Source organism: Marinomonas sp. A3A, assembly GCF_018336955.1.
Classification (GTDB): domain Bacteria; phylum Pseudomonadota; class Gammaproteobacteria; order Pseudomonadales; family Marinomonadaceae; genus Marinomonas; species Marinomonas lutimaris.
In genome coordinates, this window is the sequence record NZ_CP025532.1 from 2,455,319 (window position 1) to 2,473,426 (window position 18,108).

An 18,108-nucleotide genomic window follows, 5' to 3' on the forward strand; every position below is an offset into this window, starting at 1 on the left:
ATAACGAACCGCAAAGTCGAAACAATAAACACCACTGTGATGGACTTAATAATGAATTCAATTACGCTAGGCCCTCTTTCCAAAGCCAATGGAGAGATCCAAATCCCGGGCTCCAAAAGCCTTTCAAACCGTATTTTATTGTTAGCAACGCTAGCAAAAGGCACCACCAAAATCACCAATCTACTAGACAGTGACGATATTCGCCGCATGCTAGAAAGCCTAACAAAATTAGGCGTTAACTATTCTCTAGAAGATAACGGTACAACCTGTGTACTAGAGGGACTTGCCGGCCCAATCCAGGCAGATTTCGGTGATTTATTCCTTGGCAACGCTGGTACAGCAATGCGCCCTTTAACAGCTGCGCTTTGTCTTGGTAAAGGTGAATTTCATCTACATGGTGAGCCCCGCATGCACGAACGCCCAATTGGCGACCTTGTAGATGCTTTACAAGCACTTGGTGTCGACATCGCTTACGAAGGCGAGAAAAATTACCCACCTTTGCGCATTAAAGCAAATGGCTTATCTGGCGGCGAAGTGTCTATTAAAGGCAACATTTCAAGCCAATTCCTTACCGCTATATTGATGAGCGCCCCATTGGCAAAAGATGATTTAATCATCAAAGTTGATGGCGAATTGGTTTCTAAGCCTTACATAGACATCACACTACATGCCATGAAGCAATTTGGTGTGGAAGTGGAAAACCAGAATTACCAAGCATTTGTTGTAAAAGGTCAGCAAACTTACCAAAGCCCTGGTGAAATAATGGTAGAAGGCGATGCCTCTTCTGCATCTTACTTCTTGGCAGCTGCGGCTATTGCGGGTGGGAGAATTAAAGTCCACGGCGTTGGCACAGACAGCGTACAAGGTGACGTGAAATTCGCCGATGTACTGGCTAAAATGGGCGCGAAAATTACCTACGGTCCAACTTGGATCGAAGCAGAACGTAACGAGCTTAACGGCATAGATATGGACATGAACCACATTCCTGATGCTGCCATGACCATAGCAACAACTGCACTATTTGCAAAAGGCCCAACCACAATCCGCAACATCTACAACTGGCGCGTAAAAGAAACCGACCGTTTATACGCCATGGCAACTGAATTGAAAAAGCTCGGAGCTGACGTTATTGAAGGCGAAGATTTCATTACCGTCACACCCGTTGATAATCTGCAACATGCAGCCATCGACACCTATAACGATCATCGCATCGCAATGTGCTTCTCACTCGTTGCCTTCTCAGACACACCAGTCACCATCAACGATCCAGGTTGCACATCAAAAACCTTCCCGACGTATTTTGAACTGTTTAACTCTATAGCGAGTTAACTGATATAACCAGCTTAAAGGGATCAAATCCCTTTAAGCTAAATCGCCTTCTAATAAATTGTTTTTCAAACAAAAAAAATCCCCAGCTTTTTGACGGCTGGGGCAAGGCTCTCAGTACAGGATTACTAATAAAGGGGATTATCAGTAATAGATCTCAGTAAAAAGGGAAAAGATTTACTGAAAAATTAAGACTGCGGTTGTGCTGGCGTTTCCAGCTTTTTAATCTGTTGCGGAGTTAACAAGGCATACAAGCCTGCTCGGTTTTTTGCATAGGCAACGGTAAGATCTTCGGTTAGCTCACCGCTTTTTTCTGCAAGATCATCAACTTTGTCCATGTAATCTTTTGAACTCGGTGACAAGCTACTTAACTCCATTTGAGTTGTTTGTAACTGCTCTTGAATTTTACGAATCGCCTTACCATCTTTTTCAAAAAGATCAGACACTTTCGATTGTGTTTTCTCATCCAAGCCAAGCTGTTGAGCTATACGGCTTGCTAGTTGCTCATGCGTTGGGACGGCATTCATTGGAGCTTCTTGAGTCGCTTGGCCTTGTACAGCCTCACCTTTAGGTGATCCTGTTTCTGCAAAAGCACTCACTGCTACACCGGTTATAATCGCTGCACTCAAACCGATAACGCCCATCATTCCTGCTTTTTTACGATTAAACATAGTTGGCTCCTTAAGCTCTGTTTCCTGTTTGGATGAAATCTATTATGTCTATTTATTTGTCAAACAGTGTCAAAGAGAGTGAATCGAGATGCACAACTTGTCATGAGAGCGTAAGGGAAAATGCGCATTCACGAATTTTCCCTGTTAACCGAGTAAGTATGAACATATTCTTAGGAATGGTGGTGAATGGCTTTACGCTCCATCCACGTTTTAGGTATGTGAAAGCGCCGGATCCCAATCTTTCCAAACCACTTCGCGCCCTTGCTCACGAATCATCGCCATAATTTCAGCCACAGGTCGCTCGTCACTGATCTCAAATTGTTCCAGAGCCTCTTGCGAATCGTCCGCATAACCACCAGGCTGAGTTTTTGATTCCGCACTCATGGTGGTAAACCCCATACGCACGGCATGTTGACGAAACTCAGGCGATTCACGAGTAGACAGACTCATTTCTAAATCTCGATCAAACAAACGCCACGCAGCAATAAGCTGTACTAACTGCCGATCCGAAATCACCGACTTAGGAACAATACCACCTTCACAAGGACGAATACGCGGAAACGCCACACTAAAACGACTTCGCCAATAACGCTTTTGCAAGTGTCGCAGATGATGCGCCATCATCACGGAATCCGTACGCCAGTCCTCCAGCCCGAGTAACACGCCTAAACCAATTTTATGAATGCCAGCCTGTCCGATTCTATCTGGAGCATCCAAACGATAATTAAAGTTGGATTTATTGCCCCTTAAATGATGCTCAAGATAGGTCTTACGACGATAAGTTTCTTGATAAACCAACACGCCATCCAGACCGATACCCTGTAGCTGTTTGTATTCGTTAGCATCTAATGGCTGAACCTCCATGGAGAGCTGGCTGAAATGCGGCTTGATCAAAGGAATCATGCGTTCAAAGTACGGCATGGAAACTTTATTGGTTTCCCCCGTTACCAAGAGAATATGATCAAAGCCTTTACTCTTTATCGCTGCGACTTCTTTTCCCACCTGAATTTCATTTAAGGTAAGACGCTTAATAGCATTACTCATAGAAAAGCCACAATAAGTGCATTCGTTTGCACAAGTGTTAGATAAGTACAAGGGCGCAAATAAACTCAAAGTATTACCAAAGCGCTGCAAAGTAAGCCGTTCGCTTTTCGCTACCATTTCTAACAAATAAGGCTCTGCTGCAGGCGAAATCAAGGCCGTAAAATCCTCCACGTCGAGTTTGCTCTTATTCAAGGCTCGCAAAACATCTTGTTCGGTTTTTTCTTGATGGCATTGCGTCACTGCTTGCCAATCTGTGTTTTCAACAAAATGGCTAAACTGACCTTCTATAGCTGAGCTTTGTTCTAACAGGCGAATGTTATGGCTGGCTCCGTCCATCATGACAATGCCCCGAGGAAATCTGTCAACGGGCTCGTTGCTTGCGCTTGTACGCGCCGCTCCCCCAAACCAGATTCATACGCCATTCGCCCTGCCTCCACCGCGAGCCGAAAGGCTTTACCCATTTGTGCGGGCTGCTTCGCAACGGCCATGGCGGTATTCACCAACACGGCATCAGCACCGATTTCCATCGCGAGTGCTGCATCCGACGGTGCACCAATGCCTGCATCAATAATCACAGGTACCGTGCTTTGCTCAATGATAATTTCCAAAAACGGACGACTCGCCAAGCCCATATTGGAACCAATGGGCGAACCCAGCGGCATTACACACTGACAACCCACTTCTTCTAAGCGTTTGCAAAGCACGGGGTCGGCATGAACATAAGGCATCACCACAAAGCCTTTTTTGATCAATTCTTCCGCGGCCAACAAGGTTTCCATACCATCTGGCATCAAGTAACGCGGATCGGGATGAATCTCTAACTTCACCCAGTTGGTCTCCAATGCTTCACGAGCAAGTTCGGCGGCAAATACAGCTTCTTTTGCGGTACGAGCACCAGAGGTATTCGGCAATAATTTCATGCCATGCTGTTGCAAGGGTAGAAGAATATTGTCAGTTTGATTTTTTAGATCCATACGGCGCAAGGACAAGGTCACCAGCTCACTGCCACTAGCAGCCAAAGATGCCATCATGGCGTCCGCACTGGCGTATTTGCCTGTGCCAGTAAACAATCGAGAATGAAATTCGTGCCCTGCTATAAATAAAGATGACATGCTAGCCCCCAGCAATAGATTCAAAAATAAACACCTGACTAAGCTCATTCAACTCAGTACTACGCCACAAGCTCTTTGGCACCACTTGCTGATTAATTGCAATAGCGATGCCTTGCTCACTTTTGTCTAACTGAGTCAGCAAGTCTTTAAGCGTTTCTCCAGCAAATTCATAAAGCGCATCGTTCAACACAATCTTCATTGCCTGCCCCCTATATTTTCTTTAAGCAAACGAATAAGTGATCGAGTTGCTTCTTCAGGTTCAACCGCTTTAGTAATAGCTGTCACCAAAGCAACACTATCAACCCCCGTTTGAGCAACAGCAGGCAAGCGTTCCGCATTGATGCCGCCAATCGCCACAGTGGGAAAGGTACCTTTTAATAGCGTGGCATAATGAGCGAGACGCGTTAAACCTTGCGGTTGAGATGGCATGTCTTTCGTCTGTGTTGGAAAAATATGACCCAAAGCGATATAGCTGGGTTGAATTGATTGAGCCCGAGCAATTTCATAGTAACCATGGGTACTGATGCCAAGTCGCAAGCCAGCCGCTTGGATTTGCGCTAAATCCGCCACATCTAAATCTTCTTGACCGAGATGAACACCATAAGCACCAAAAACGATGGCCTGCTGCCAATAGTCATTGATAAAGACTTGAGCGTCGTATTCTTTTCCTAAGACAATCGCCTGTTGGATTTTGCTTTCTAGATCTGAATCGTCAGGGTCTTTGATTCGCAGCTGGGCGAGTTTCACGCCTTGCTTTAGGACTAATTCTAACCAAGCAACCGAATCCACCACAGGGTACAAGCCCATTTTATCAAGATCCATCTTGGTGAAAGGCTGGTTCATCGATATTTTTAGTTCGTTCGGCGTAACAATTGTCGGCAGGTTTTCAATCTGTAACGGCCAGCCAGGTCGACCCAATGGCCCTGCCCCTTCACCAATTTGCACACCGCTTTTTAATGCGCCCGTGATGTAGGCTTTCGCCATGGTTGTAGCATCTAAAAGATCGTAGCCATGAGCAATAAAGCTGGCGAGCGCCGTCGACAAGGTACAACCTGTGCCACGCGTATTGTGGGCAGAAAGCCTTTCGTATGCGAAACCAACGATAGAATCACTATCTAGCAACCAGTCCGTTACCCCCTCTAAATGACTGCAATGGCCGCCTTTAAGCAACCAACGGCTATCAGAAGCACCAAAGTACGGCGCCATTTGCGCCCGTAATTCCTCAATGGCAAGCTCAGCTGACAAGCCTGTCAAAGACGCAAACTCCATTAGATTTGGTGTAATCACATCTACGTACGGCAAGATATAATCCAGCAAACTCGCACCCGCATCGGTCTGCTGCAATTGATTTCCAGATTCGCTGCTCGCTGCCATAACAGGGTCAAAGACGACCATCACATTGGGTGCGTTCGTTTTGATACGCTTTAACCAAATCGAGCACGCTTTCACTATCTCGATAGAAGGAAGCAAACTCACTTTAATAGCATCTGGCGGCACGTCATCGAGCAAGGTTTGCCATTGCTCATTTAACATGCCCAAAGATACAGGTTCGACTAAGCGTACTTCTTTCGAGTTTTGCGCCGTGATGCAAGTAACAATGGTTTGTACGTGGCAGTTTAAATCTTGCCCTGTGCGCAAATCCGCTTGAAGTCCAGCGTGGGCAGAAGAATCCGATCCACCCACGCACCAGACAACAGGAGGCTTTATAATCATAAATCCTCCTTTTACTTACAGCGATTTTTCTTTTGATTTATCTGAGGTGTGCTTGTCTGTGGTTAACTTATCCGTGGTTAAGTAGACATCACTGCCTAGTTCACGAAATTGCTCAGACATTTGCTGCATACCTGCTTCCGCATCACTTGCTTCTAAAGCACTCACATCAATGGCTTGGGCCTCTTCAAGCCCTTTGGCATAGTCACGCACTTCTTGGGTGATTTTCATCGAGCAGAATTTTGGCCCACACATAGAGCAGAAATGCGCCACTTTGCCGGAAGCTTGTGGCAAGGTTTCATCATGATAAGAACGAGCGGTTTCAGGGTCTAAGGACAAGTTAAACTGATCTTCCCAGCGAAACTCAAAACGCGCTTTCGATAAGGCGTTGTCACGAATTTGTGCACCCGGATGGCCTTTTGCCAAATCCGCCGCATGGGCCGCAATTTTATAAGTGATTAATCCCTGCTTAACGTCTTCCTTGTTAGGCAAACCAAGGTGTTCTTTTGGTGTCACGTAACACAACATGGCACAGCCGTACCAACCAATTTGTGCCGCACCAATGCCAGACGTAATGTGATCGTAACCAGGTGCGATGTCTTGTGTTAATGGCCCTAAGGTGTAAAACGGTGCCTCATGACAATGCTTCAACTGTTCGGTCATATTCTCTTCGATCAGCTGCATTGGCACATGACCAGGACCTTCGATCATCACTTGCACATCGTATTCCCAAGCGATTTTCGTCAATTCACCTAAGGTGCGCAGCTCCGACATTTGCGCTTCATCATTGGCATCCATGATAGAACCAGGACGCAATCCATCACCAAGCGACAAAGCCACATCGTATTGCGCACACAACTCACAAATCTCGCGGAAGCGCTCGTACAAGAAGCTTTCTTTGTGGTGCGCCAAACACCATTTTGCCATGATGGAACCACCGCGTGACACGATGCCAGTAAGACGTTTCGCCGTCATTGGTACATAGCGCAGCAAAACACCAGCATGAATGGTGAAGTAATCTACGCCCTGTTCCGCTTGCTCGATCAAGGTATCGCGGAAAACTTCCCAGTTAAGATCTTCCGCCACACCATCGACCTTTTCTAAGGCCTGATAAATCGGCACTGTGCCAATTGGCACTGGCGAGTTTCGTAAAATCCATTCACGAGTTTCATGAATGTTTTTACCCGTCGACAAATCCATTACCGTATCTGCGCCCCAGCGCGTCGACCAAACCAATTTCTCCACTTCTTCTTCAATAGAAGACGTCACCGCTGAATTACCGATATTGGCGTTTACTTTCACCAAGAAGTTACGACCGATGATCATCGGTTCAGATTCTGGATGATTGATGTTGTTTGGAATGATGGCGCGTCCTCTTGCCACTTCGTCACGAACAAACTCTGGCGTAATACGCGTTTGCAGATTAGCCCCAAAACTTTGCCCAGGATGTTGTTTTAATAACAACTCACTCTTGATGGCGTCGATATTTTGATTTTCACGCAGTGCGATGTATTCCATTTCTGGCGTGACGATGCCTTGACGAGCGTAATGCATTTGCGTCACGCACTTGCCTTGACGAGCTTTGCGTACTTTAGGTAGCTCTTTAAAGCGCAGGTCATCTAGTGCAGAGTTTTCTAGACGTGACAGAGCAAATTCTGACGACACACTTGGCAATGTTTCTGTATCATCACGCTTTTCAATCCAAGGCGCACGCATTGGTGCCAAGCCGCGATACACATCAATGTTTTCGTGCGGATCGGCATAAGGACCGGAACAATCGTAAATGTAAATCGCTTCATTGGGTTCAAAAGTCAGGTTGTCCGGATCAGAACCAATCGGTGTATCAGTCAAATTGATTTTGCGCATTGGTACGCGAATCGTATCATCTGAACCCGTTAAATATATGCGTTCAGACGCTGGGAAAGGTTTGGCTTGCAATGACTCAATAAAAGACTTTGCCGCTTGACGTGATTCTTCACGAGATTGTTTGTTAGGTTTTTTTGCTTGTTGATTGGATTCATTGATAGTCGACATGAGCACTTCCCTTATTATAAAAATGGAGAATTGCTTGTCTGGGGTGCTGTTTCACAGGCAAACGCACTACTGGCGTTAATTGCAAAACGTGAACCCTGAATTTTATTAGAAAGGATGCTTTAGATGATATGACTGCATCGATTCCATAAAAATCAGGAGTTCATTCGATGCAGAAAAGAAAAATGGAGACTTTCTTGTTTCCTACGCGGGTATTAGCCCGATCAGGTTCTGCGGATCCCGCACTTAATTATGCGATCTCAGCCAAATGGCACTCCGACAAGTAGAGCTGAGTATACTCAGTCTTATCGGAATGTAAACACCCACCTTTTCTATGGATGTTTACCAAAGGCAAGAGGCGAAAATCTATTCGCCCTGCATTTCCAATGCCATTTTATAGAGGTAGTTTTTCTTCTCACCTGTTAATTTTGCTGCCATAGCGGCTGCTTGTTTAACCGGTAAATCTTCCAACAAAATCGTAAGTATACGCTTCGCTTCTAATTCAGCTTCGTTACCGCTTTCTTGCGTAAAACTCAGCATAACAACAAACTCACCGCGCATTTGGTTAGCATCTGCATCGAACTTGGCAAGAATTTCAGTTGCTGTACCAGATAAAAAAGTTTCAAAGGTTTTCGTTACTTCGCGAGCTAATACAAGCTGAGCATCGTCACCGTAGACTTTTTGCACATCAGCAATGGAGTCATAAACACGGTGAGTGGATTCGTAAAAAATCACAGTACCAGCTTGCTTCTTCCAAGATTCAAATAAGTCACAACGCCCTTTGGATTTGGCTGGCACAAAACCCGCAAAAAAGAACTGATCCGTTGGCAAGCCGGAAGCACACAAAGCTGCAACCAAAGCACAAGCACCTGGAATTGGTACAACCTTATGACCTTTTTCGCGTAATGCATGGACAACATGATAACCAGGATCGGAAATAAGTGGGGTTCCTGCATCAGATACCAAAGCGACATTTTTGCCTTCGTCCAATAAGCTAGCTACATAGTCAGCTTTGTCTTTCTCATTGTGGTCATGAATGGAAAATAGCTTCGCTTCAATCGCAAAATGATTGAGTAACCGTCGAGTGTGTCGAGTGTCTTCAGCAGCGATATAATCTACATCACGTAAAGTTTGCTCCGCTCTCTTACTAAAATCGTCTAGATTGCCAATTGGAGTAGCAACTATGTACAGCGACCCTCTCGCATCATCAGAACTATGTGGTACCATGTTGCCTCTTTTATTTGTCATTTTATAAGCTTATGAGCCTAATTAATTACCGCATCATATCATTAACTCTTTGCACTTTTCTGCTAAGCGCCTGTAATTCCATGAATTTAAATATGGATCAGTCTCAAAACAGACTTCAGAACGCCAACAATAACGGTGCATTGGAAAGAACTCTGCCACCTAGCATTTATCATCCAAAGAAAGCATCTGATGTTTCAAAGGAGCTAGCCGATGCTTATAACGCAGCAAAAAACTTCTATGAGCAAGGCGAGTTCCAACAAACTGTTGACGTACTAGAGAACAAGGTACTGATTACCTCTTCTTCTATTCAATTTGAAGCTTACTTACTCGCCGCTTTAGCAGCATCAAACTTAGATAATTCTACCGATGCTTTGAGCTACTTGGAGCAAGCCAACAAGTTGCCAGCAGCAAACCATCCAGACAACCAGAATAGATGGAAAGAAACAAAAGCGTCTATTCTTGAGTATTTTGGCAATTGGCTAGAAGTCGTGAATCTGCGAATGGATTTGACTTATAACCTTCCACTTAACGAAGGCGAAGGTAATCAAGCAAAACTATGGATGGCTATCCAGAATTTAACACAGAATGAAATTGATGAATTATACCAGCAGCAGAAGCCTTTGCTTAATGGCTGGTTAACTATCAGTAATATATTAAGAGACCAATCTCTTTCTATCGAACAACAATTAACTATGTTCAAAAACTGGCAAGCTGAAAACCCAAATCACCCAGCTGCAATTTCACCGCCACAAGACTTCAAAGTCATGTCATCCGTTGAACAGATGGCACCGAAAAAAATTGTCTTGATGCTGCCAATGAGCGGTAGATTAGAACGTGCATCTCAAGCTATTGTAGATGGTTTTTTTGCTTCTTTTTACAACCAGAAAGAAGCAAGACCACAAGTTAGTATCGTCAACATAGACGATTACCCAAGCATTAATGAAGCAATTGCCGCCGCCAATGAACAGCAACCGGATGTTATTATTGGGCCATTGCAAAAAAACAATGTTGCTCAAGTTAGCCACTTAGATCTTCCTTACCCTGTGATCGCGCTAAACCAGCTTGATGTTAATCAACATCCAAAAAATCTTTACCACTTCTCTTTAAGTGCTGAAGACGAGATACATGAGCTAATCACCTTCGCGAAACAAGAAGGCGCAACAAAAGCCGCAATCCTAAGTACGCAAGACACGTGGGCACTAAAACAGAGCGATGAATTCCGCGCTGCAGCTGCGAAAGAAAATGTCACAATTACTTCCAATCAGTCTTATGCCAACACACCAAAAGGCAGACAGGATGCGATTCAGAAATTGCTACTGATTAATGAAAGTTATGCCCGTAAAAGATCCGTTGAAAAATGGATAGGTACAAGTGTAGATAGCATTGCAAGATCTCGCGAAGACCTAGATTATGTCTATTACATTGGCAAGCTTAATGATGCTAAACAAATCAGACCTCTGCTAGATTTCTATTTTGCCGACAAGATACCTATGCTGGCCAGCAGCACGCTGAACGATAGCGCACCAGAAAGATCAACCAAGCCTGAAGACATTGAGCGCATACTGTTCACTGAAGTCCCTGCCCTTACACCAAACAACACGTCGCTAGATGCTTTGCCTAAAAATCAAAGCTCAAATATTTTGCGCAGACTACAAGCCCTAGGCGCTGATTCGTATTTACTAGCAAACAAATACCAACTATTCACCTTACTTCCTAGCACCAAAATTTCTGCAAATACTGGCATTATCACCATGGATGAAAATGGCATATTTCATAAAAGACCAGAGATCATGACTTACCGAAAAGGAAATTTGGTATATGCGACCAGCCATCAGTTTTTTGAACAAAAGGAAAGTACCGAAAAATAACGGCGAGAAAGCAGAACAAGCAGCCGAAGCCTTTCTCCTAAAGCAAGGGCTTCGGTTTGTAGAAAGAAACTTTTTCTGCCGTATCGGGGAAATTGATTTAATTTTTTTAGATCAAAACACCTATGTTTTTGTAGAGGTTCGCTTCAGAGCAAACAGCGCCCATGGAAGTGCCGCTGAAAGCCTTGGACAATCTAAGCTTAAGAAAGTACGCAACAGCGCGGCTTTATGGCTACAAAAGAATAATAAAGTAAACAATGCAAGTCGCTTCGATGCGATACTATTTGACGAAAAAATAGACACACAACATTTAACTTGGCTTAAAGCAGTATTTTAATCACTATGGATTTTCAAGAAGCAATCTACACACAATTTGCCCAGAGTTTTGAAGCACAACAACAAGCTCTGGAAAGTTTACCGCCTTATATTGAACATGCTGCAAAAGTGATTTTTTCAAGCATTGCTTCTGGTGGGAAAGTTATCTGCATCGGCAACAGTACCGGCTCTCACCTATCACAGTATTTCAGCACACTCCTGTTGGACAGAATGGATAGAGAACGCCCAGGCTTACCCGCAATAAACCTGAGCGGTGAAGGCTCAGCTCTTTTAGCCATCACTCACAACGATAGCTACCACGATGTTTTTTCGAAGCAAATTACCGCGTTAGGTAACCAAGGCGACATTTTGTTTGTCATTGCCAACCGAGGTAACACCTCGCCAATAATACAAGCCATTCAAGCCGCCCATGAACGCAAAATGAGTATAGTTGCGCTCACTAGCCCAGAAGCTAAAAACGTTTCATCACTCACCTCTCAGGATGATACAGAGATAAAGATCAACCTTCTTGGAACAGCAAGAGTACATGAATGCCAACTTAGCGTCATTCACATTCTAGTTGACCTACTTGAGCGCCAACTGTTTGGCTACGAAGACTAAGCAGATTAAATTAAAAATATTTGAGACAAAAAAAGAGCCATTTTGAAATGGCTCTTTTTTTAGAAAAATATAACGATATTCTTTATTTCACAACTTTCAACTGAAAACCTTTTTTAGGTTCTGGCGGTGTTGGAGTTGGCTCATCAAAGAACTCTTCATCTGGAAAAACAAATCCATCACCATTTTCTTTCGCGTACAAAGCCAGCGCCGCTCGCATTGGCACATAAACCTGCATAGGTTTTCCACTAAAACGCGCCTCAAACGAAACCGCCTCTTTATCCATAATCAAATGGCGAACAGCAGACATACCAATGTTTAAAACTATTTGACCATCTTTAACAAACTCGGTAGGCACCACGACATCTTTTTGCTGAGCGTCTACCAGCAAATAAGGCGTCATATCGTTATCAGCAACCCAAGAATAAGCGGCATTTAATAAATAAGATCTTTTCGGTAACATTTTATCTCCTACCTAATAAATATTTCGTAAAAAAAAGGAGCCATAAGCTCCTCTTTTGCTACTTAACAAAACCGAGACAAAGCCTCAGTTTAGTCTAAACGCATCTCTTGTTCAGCCTCAGAAAGACTTTCTTGAAAAGACTCACGAGCAAAGACAAGATCCATATATTTGTATAACGCTCTTGCTTGATCTTTTGGAATCTCTACACCAAGTATAGGCAAACGCCACAAGATTGGAGCCAAGCAGCAATCTACAATAGTAAACTCATCACTCATGAAGTAAGGTTTTTCTTCAAAGATCGGAGTAACGTTCAATAAACCTTCACGTAACTCTTTCTGAGCTTTAGCGACAGCTTCTTTGTCTTTACTAGTAAGAATCAAATCAACCAACTTGGCCCAGTCACGCTGAATACGGTACATAAACAAACGACTTTCAGCACGAGCAACAGGATATACAGGCAGCAACGGTGGATGTGGAAAACGCTCATCCAAGTATTCCATCATCACATTTGGCTCATAAAGAACCAAGTCGCGATCAACTAAAGCTGGTAGCTCATTGTATGGATTAACATCCGCCAACTCGTCTGGCTTGTTAAACGGGTCTACATCTATGATGTCCACTGTGACGGCTTTCTCAGCCAATACAATACGAACTCGATGGCTGTAATGATCTTCTCCATCAGAGAAGAACGTCATTGAGGAGCGCTTTGCAATAACACCCATGTCTAACCCCTATATTGAAAACATCTACATCCCCTTCAAAGGAGGGGACAAACTATAATATGGTGACGAAGTAACAAAAATATTACACGATATCGTCAACACAGAAAATCTTTCATGGAATGCTCGCTTGCATACCTTTTATAAAACAAGGCTTTAACTTAGCACTCGACTCTAAGCAGAGAGATATCTCAAACCTAGATGGCAGGCAATACGCAGCAAACAAAAAAATACACTTGCGAAACCATGAACTTTAAAGCTCGGCTATTCTAGCATTATTTTCAAACAATTTTTCTTAGAAAAAACATTTTGTTGCAAGAATTCTGTAACCAACTTTATTTCAAGCAAAAAAAACGCTTGGCGAAAACACCAAGCGTTTTAATAATAATTCCAAAGCGAAAATTAACGCTTAGAGAACTGAGGACGACGACGTGCTTTGCGTAGACCAACTTTCTTACGTTCAACTTCACGAGAGTCGCGTGTAACGAATCCTGCAGAACGTAGAGTACGACGTAGAGTCTCATCGTATTGCATCAAAGCGCGTGTGATACCGTGACGGATCGCACCAGCTTGACCAGAGATACCACCACCTTTAACAGTGATGTAAACGTCAAATTTTTCAGTAGCGCCAACAAGTTCAAGAGGTTGACGAACAACCATCTGAGCTGTTTCACGACCGAAGTACTGAGAAAGAGTACGGTTGTTGATAACTAGGTTACCAGAACCCGCTTTAAGGAACACACGAGCGGTAGACGTTTTACGACGACCTGTACCGTAGTATTGAGTAGCTGACATAATGATCTTCCGTATTAAATGTTAAGGGCTTGAGGCTGTTGAGCAGCATGTGGATGCTCAGTACCAGCGTACACTTTCATTTTCTTGTGCATTGCACGGCCCAATGGACCTTTTGGCAACATACCTTTTACGGCGATTTCAAGAACGCGCTCAGGAGCGTGATCAATCAACTTCTCGAAATTCATAGAACGCAAGCCGCCTGGATAACCAGTATGGCGGTAGTATTGTTTAGCTGCTGCTTTGTTACCAGTAACGTGAATTTTCTCAGCATTAACAACAACGATATAATCGCCAGTATCAACGTGCGGAGTGAATTCAGCTTTATGCTTGCCACGTAGACGACGAGCAATTTCGGTAGCCAAGCGGCCTAGAGTTTTGCCTTCAGCATCAACCACGAACCAGTCGCGGCGAACTTCAGCAGGTTTAGCTGTAAAAGTTTTCATCAAAAAACCCTTTCAATACGCGTGCTCAATGACACGCTATACCTATTATTATTGGTTGGCCAAATATAAATATTCGATCAACGTACACTTACCTTTAAAAAGGCGAGCGAAGTATATACCAACAGAATTAAATATGAAAGTCGAAATACACCTAAGGACGGTGTTCTAAAGACAAATACTCTTCCGATTGCATCTCTAATAATCGACTCACCGTACGATCATATTCAAAGGCCAAGCGCGTACCAGTGTAAATATCTGGAATAGCGACCTCAGCAGAAAAAATCACCTTAACATGACGATCATAAAACTCATCAACCAAGTTAATAAAACGCCTCGCTAGATCATCTCGCGAGGCATCCATTTGAGGTAGATTCGAGATAATAACTGTGCTGTATAAACGCGCCAACTCAATGTAATCAACCTGACTTCTCGGCCCATCACATAACGCCTTAATATCAAACCAAGCAAGTCCTTCACAGCTTCGTAGCAGAGGAATATTACGACCTTCAATTTCTGCAGCTCCACCTTCAACGATATGAGAAGCATCAGAGATTAGACTCATGAAACGCTCATTCAACGCCTCATCTGCATCCTCACTCAATGGGAAGTGATAAAGCTTAGCCTGCTTCAAAGTACGCAATCGATAATCTACACCACCATCAACATTCATCACCTTAGTGTGCTTCTTCACAAGATCGATTGCCGGCAAGAAACGCGCACGCTGCAAACCATTTTTATATAAACCATCAGGCTCTATGTTAGAGGTTGCCACCAGAGTCGTGCCGTTCTCAAACAACACCTCAAGCAACCCCGCCAAAATCATCGCATCCGTTATGTCCGTTACAAAAAACTCATCAAAACATAACACCTGCGCTTTAGATGCAATTTCTTTCCCAACTATCTCCAGCGGATTTTTCACATCACGAAGCTTACGAAGCTCTTGATGCACCATCTGCATAAAACGATGAAAATGCAGACGCATTTTTCTTTCCGTTGGCAAACAGTCGAAAAAGGTATCCATCAGATAGGTCTTTCCTCGCCCTACACCACCCCAGAAATACAAGCCCTGCTCAACAGCAGGAGCTTTCTTTTTCAGAAAGCGCCCCAAAAAACCACTGGAAGATTTATCAGTCTGATTTGCAATTAAGCGGTCAAATAAATCCTGCAGCGCCTCCACTGCTTCTTCTTGAGCGGGATCATAATTAAAGTCTGCTCTTGTTAAATCTTGCTTGTAACGTGTAATGGGTGTCATCGCCGCTCTTTCGTTCGATTAGTAAATTATGAGTATTCTAGCAAATTGCATCTTAAACAACACCTATCAAGCTGTTATCGTAGGGGTGGTTTCGCTATAATGGATTATCTGTTTTTTGGAGAAAGTCATGAACTTAGAAGAATTCAATATTATTATCTTTATTACCGGCATTATTATTGGCTGTGTCGCTACACTTGCTCTTAAAAGCTACAGTGCAAAAAATAACAGCAAGAAAGCTGATTCAAGCTCAAACATCATCACTATGAAATCGCTACAGCAGGAATTAGACAGCAAACAAGTCATTATCGACAACTTCTTCACAGACAGTAATGAACAACTAATGTCCGTCGAAAAACGCTTGGCCGACTTAAGAAACTCTCTTGCCGATAACGCAAGTCAATTAAGCAACATAAAAGTCGAAAAAAGCACAACAAACAACGCAGACACAACTGAAGAACACACTTTCACAGAACCACCGCGAGATTACGCTCTAAAAAAAGATAAAGAGCCAGGCATGCTAAGTGAAACATTTGGTTTTGATGAAAGAAATGTCGATATCGAGCCTAAACGAACCATCTAACAAGAAAACAAATCAATAAAAATGGGCTTTTTAAGAGCCCATTTTTATATCTAGTCAGCGCCACCACTAAGCTGGACTGTCCACATCAATAAAAACCGCATAAAGACCACACTCATCTGATAAATACGCAGCCATAGATCTAGCACCAAAGCGCTCAGTTGCATGATGCCCCGCGGCAATGAAATGAATATCCATCTCACGCGCAATGTGAATTGTCTGCTCAGAAACTTCACCAGTGATAAACACATCCGCACCAACGGCTACCGCTTGCTCTATATAACTCTGCGCGCCACCCGTACACAAGGCAACACGACAAATAGGCTGATCATTCACGCGTTCAAAAAGTATATCTCGCCCTACCGCGGCCTCGACTATCTTTTGAAATACAACCGCCGAAACCGGCTCACTCAATTCCCCAACAACACCAATAGACTCTTCTATAGGCACACCAAATTGTAAACTGGAACGATTTAAAAGCCCTATTGCATCAGCCAATCCAGCATTGTTACCCAACGCAGGATGCGCATCCAAAGGCAAATGGTAGCCATATAAATTGATGTCATTTTTAATCAAAGAAGAAATGCGTCGATATTTCATACCAACAATCCGCGGATCCTCATTCTTCCAGAAATAGCCATGATGCACAAAGATAGCGTCCGCTTTATACTCGATAGCAGCATCAATTAACGCCTGACTAGCAGTTACCCCAGTCACCACGCGGTTAATCTCTTTTTTTCCTTCCACCTGCAAACCATTGGGCGCATAATCCCTGAAACGACTTGGACTTAATGTCTTATTAAGCAATAACTCAAATTCACTGCGTAGCAAAACAACTCCTTATACCTTATGAATCAAAAAAATTACTGTATACCAATCATTATCGCTATTCTCGCTGGCACTTGTATAGGCCTAGCCGTATTACTTATACAGGAGAAACAAAAAACCTCACTTTCAAGCTACTCAACACCAGTCAAAATCGCCACCCCTTCTGTTGTTAATATCTATACCCAAGTCCTACAACAAAAAGGCCTAAACGACTTAAATACCGCAAAACACAGCATCAACTTAGGCTCCGGCGTAATTGCCACAAAAGATGGCTTCATCCTGACCAATCACCACGTCATTCAAAATGCACAAAGCATTGTTATCGCTCTTAACGATGGCAGACGTGTTGAAGCAAAGCTAATTGGCTCAGATCCATCAACCGACCTAGCCGTTTTAAAAATAGATCTACCCAACCTGCCCAACATTAAAATGGGTAACAGTGACGAGATATCTATTGGAGATCAAATCCTCGCCATAGGAAATCCATTCGGGATCGGCCAAACAGTCACCGCTGGCATCATTAGCGCAAAAGGCCGAAACAGCATAGGACTTAACACTTATGAAAACTTCCTACAAACTGACGCAGCAATAAACCCTGGAAATTCAGGTGGCGCTTTAGTTAACCTGAGAGGCGAACTCATTGGCATTAGCTCTGCAATTTACTCAAGCACTGGAGGCTCTCAGGGAATAGGCTTTGCAACACCGATTGACGACGCTCTTGATGTGATGACTGACATTATAAAACACGGCGAAGTAGTAAGAGGATATTTAGGAATGGATGCTCAAAAAATCACTAAGACACTAGCAGAAAACTTACTACTACCATCAGAACATGGACTACTAGTAAGCGATATAACAAAAGAAAGCCCAGCAGAGAAAGCTGGCATAGAAGTGGGAGATATTATTCTTGAGATCAACAATACGCCAAGTGAAGATCCATTTCAGATAAGACACCTAATCGCATCTCTAAAACCTGGAACAAATATCTCTCTAGTAGGTATTCGTGGGCAGCAATCCTATCAGACCAATATCATGCTAGAAAAACAACCCACTATGCAGCGCATCAACTATTAACACATCATTTATAATTG

At 43.5% G+C, this 18,108-nt stretch carries 19 protein-coding genes and 1 riboswitch; of the genes, 6 read left to right on the plus strand and 13 right to left on the minus strand.

The window, feature by feature from the left end:
- Positions 1 to 51 precede the first annotated feature (51 nt).
- Positions 52 to 1,329, plus strand: a complete 1,278-nt coding sequence (gene aroA / locus CYL31_RS11425; RefSeq protein WP_212915372.1) for a 3-phosphoshikimate 1-carboxyvinyltransferase — start codon at positions 52 to 54, stop codon at positions 1,327 to 1,329.
- 185 nt (positions 1,330 to 1,514) lie between these two features.
- On the opposite strand, the gene CYL31_RS11430 is transcribed toward aroA, so the two are convergent.
- From CYL31_RS11430 to rsmI, 7 genes are all read right to left on the minus strand, one after another.
- A complete protein-coding gene (locus CYL31_RS11430) occupies positions 1,515 to 1,997 on the minus strand; it encodes a Spy/CpxP family protein refolding chaperone (protein ID WP_212915373.1) in 483 nt (160 codons plus the stop codon).
- A gap of 210 nt (positions 1,998 to 2,207) precedes the next feature.
- Entirely contained in the window at positions 2,208 to 3,380 is a 1,173-nt protein-coding gene (gene thiH, locus CYL31_RS11435; RefSeq protein ID WP_212915374.1) for a 2-iminoacetate synthase ThiH, read from the minus strand.
- Entirely contained in the window at positions 3,377 to 4,153 is a 777-nt protein-coding gene (locus tag CYL31_RS11440; RefSeq protein WP_212915375.1) for a thiazole synthase, read from the minus strand. The genes thiH and CYL31_RS11440 overlap by 4 nt, the downstream gene beginning before the upstream one ends.
- A 1-nt stretch (position 4,154) precedes the next feature.
- Positions 4,155 to 4,352, minus strand: a complete 198-nt coding sequence (thiS, locus tag CYL31_RS11445) for a sulfur carrier protein ThiS (RefSeq protein ID WP_212915376.1) — start codon at positions 4,350 to 4,352, stop codon at positions 4,155 to 4,157.
- Positions 4,349 to 5,866, minus strand: a complete 1,518-nt coding sequence (thiE, locus tag CYL31_RS11450; protein ID WP_212915377.1) for a thiamine phosphate synthase — start codon at positions 5,864 to 5,866, stop codon at positions 4,349 to 4,351. The genes thiS and thiE overlap by 4 nt, the downstream gene beginning before the upstream one ends.
- 15 nt (positions 5,867 to 5,881) lie before the next feature.
- On the minus strand, positions 5,882 to 7,897 hold the full coding sequence (thiC, locus tag CYL31_RS11455; RefSeq protein WP_212915378.1) for a phosphomethylpyrimidine synthase ThiC: 2,016 nt from the start codon (positions 7,895 to 7,897) through the stop codon (positions 5,882 to 5,884).
- 181 nt (positions 7,898 to 8,078) lie between these two features.
- A riboswitch (TPP riboswitch) is annotated at positions 8,079 to 8,183 on the minus strand.
- A 77-nt stretch (positions 8,184 to 8,260) separates the two neighbouring features.
- Positions 8,261 to 9,121, minus strand: a complete 861-nt coding sequence (rsmI, locus tag CYL31_RS11460; RefSeq protein WP_249411559.1) for a 16S rRNA (cytidine(1402)-2'-O)-methyltransferase — start codon at positions 9,119 to 9,121, stop codon at positions 8,261 to 8,263.
- 113 nt (positions 9,122 to 9,234) lie between these two features.
- Between rsmI and CYL31_RS11465 the strand changes: the two genes are divergently transcribed.
- The 3 genes from CYL31_RS11465 to CYL31_RS11475 are packed head-to-tail and all read left to right on the plus strand — an operon-like array spanning position 9,235 to position 11,943.
- Positions 9,235 to 11,010: a penicillin-binding protein activator gene (locus CYL31_RS11465; RefSeq protein WP_249411560.1), complete on the plus strand. Its 1,776-nt coding sequence runs from the start codon at positions 9,235 to 9,237 to the stop codon at positions 11,008 to 11,010.
- The gene (locus CYL31_RS11470; RefSeq protein ID WP_212915381.1) at positions 10,961 to 11,344 is read left to right on the plus strand and encodes a YraN family protein; all 384 of its coding nucleotides are present in this window, start codon (positions 10,961 to 10,963) and stop codon (positions 11,342 to 11,344) included. Before CYL31_RS11465 ends, CYL31_RS11470 begins: the two co-directional genes overlap by 50 nt.
- A 5-nt stretch (positions 11,345 to 11,349) precedes the next feature.
- Positions 11,350 to 11,943 (plus strand): SIS domain-containing protein, encoded by a 594-nt coding sequence (locus CYL31_RS11475; protein ID WP_212915382.1) that lies wholly within the window; start codon positions 11,350 to 11,352, stop codon positions 11,941 to 11,943.
- Positions 11,944 to 12,025: 82 nt separating this feature from the next.
- On the opposite strand, the gene CYL31_RS11480 is transcribed toward CYL31_RS11475, so the two are convergent.
- From CYL31_RS11480 to zapE, 5 genes are all read right to left on the minus strand, one after another.
- Positions 12,026 to 12,403, minus strand: a complete 378-nt coding sequence (locus CYL31_RS11480; RefSeq protein ID WP_212915383.1) for a ClpXP protease specificity-enhancing factor — start codon at positions 12,401 to 12,403, stop codon at positions 12,026 to 12,028.
- Positions 12,404 to 12,492: 89 nt separating this feature from the next.
- Entirely contained in the window at positions 12,493 to 13,125 is a 633-nt protein-coding gene (locus CYL31_RS11485; RefSeq protein WP_072839867.1) for a glutathione S-transferase N-terminal domain-containing protein, read from the minus strand.
- A gap of 399 nt (positions 13,126 to 13,524) precedes the next feature.
- Complete coding sequence (rpsI, locus tag CYL31_RS11490; protein WP_072839866.1) at positions 13,525 to 13,917, minus strand: 30S ribosomal protein S9; 393 nt, start codon at positions 13,915 to 13,917, stop codon at positions 13,525 to 13,527.
- 14 nt (positions 13,918 to 13,931) lie between these two features.
- Positions 13,932 to 14,360, minus strand: a complete 429-nt coding sequence (gene rplM, locus CYL31_RS11495) for a 50S ribosomal protein L13 (RefSeq protein WP_212915384.1) — start codon at positions 14,358 to 14,360, stop codon at positions 13,932 to 13,934.
- A gap of 151 nt (positions 14,361 to 14,511) precedes the next feature.
- Positions 14,512 to 15,612, minus strand: a complete 1,101-nt coding sequence (gene zapE / locus CYL31_RS11500) for a cell division protein ZapE (RefSeq protein WP_212915385.1) — start codon at positions 15,610 to 15,612, stop codon at positions 14,512 to 14,514.
- A gap of 127 nt (positions 15,613 to 15,739) precedes the next feature.
- Between zapE and CYL31_RS11505 the strand changes: the two genes are divergently transcribed.
- Positions 15,740 to 16,192 (plus strand): ZapG family protein, encoded by a 453-nt coding sequence (locus CYL31_RS11505; RefSeq protein ID WP_212915386.1) that lies wholly within the window; start codon positions 15,740 to 15,742, stop codon positions 16,190 to 16,192.
- Positions 16,193 to 16,258: 66 nt separating this feature from the next.
- Here CYL31_RS11505 and CYL31_RS11510 read toward each other — a convergent pair whose 3' ends face one another.
- A complete protein-coding gene (locus CYL31_RS11510; protein WP_212915387.1) occupies positions 16,259 to 17,020 on the minus strand; it encodes a Nif3-like dinuclear metal center hexameric protein in 762 nt (253 codons plus the stop codon).
- An 18-nt stretch (positions 17,021 to 17,038) separates the two neighbouring features.
- Between CYL31_RS11510 and CYL31_RS11515 the strand changes: the two genes are divergently transcribed.
- A complete protein-coding gene (locus tag CYL31_RS11515) occupies positions 17,039 to 18,091 on the plus strand; it encodes a S1C family serine protease (RefSeq protein WP_212915388.1) in 1,053 nt (350 codons plus the stop codon).
- Positions 18,092 to 18,108 lie beyond the last annotated feature (17 nt).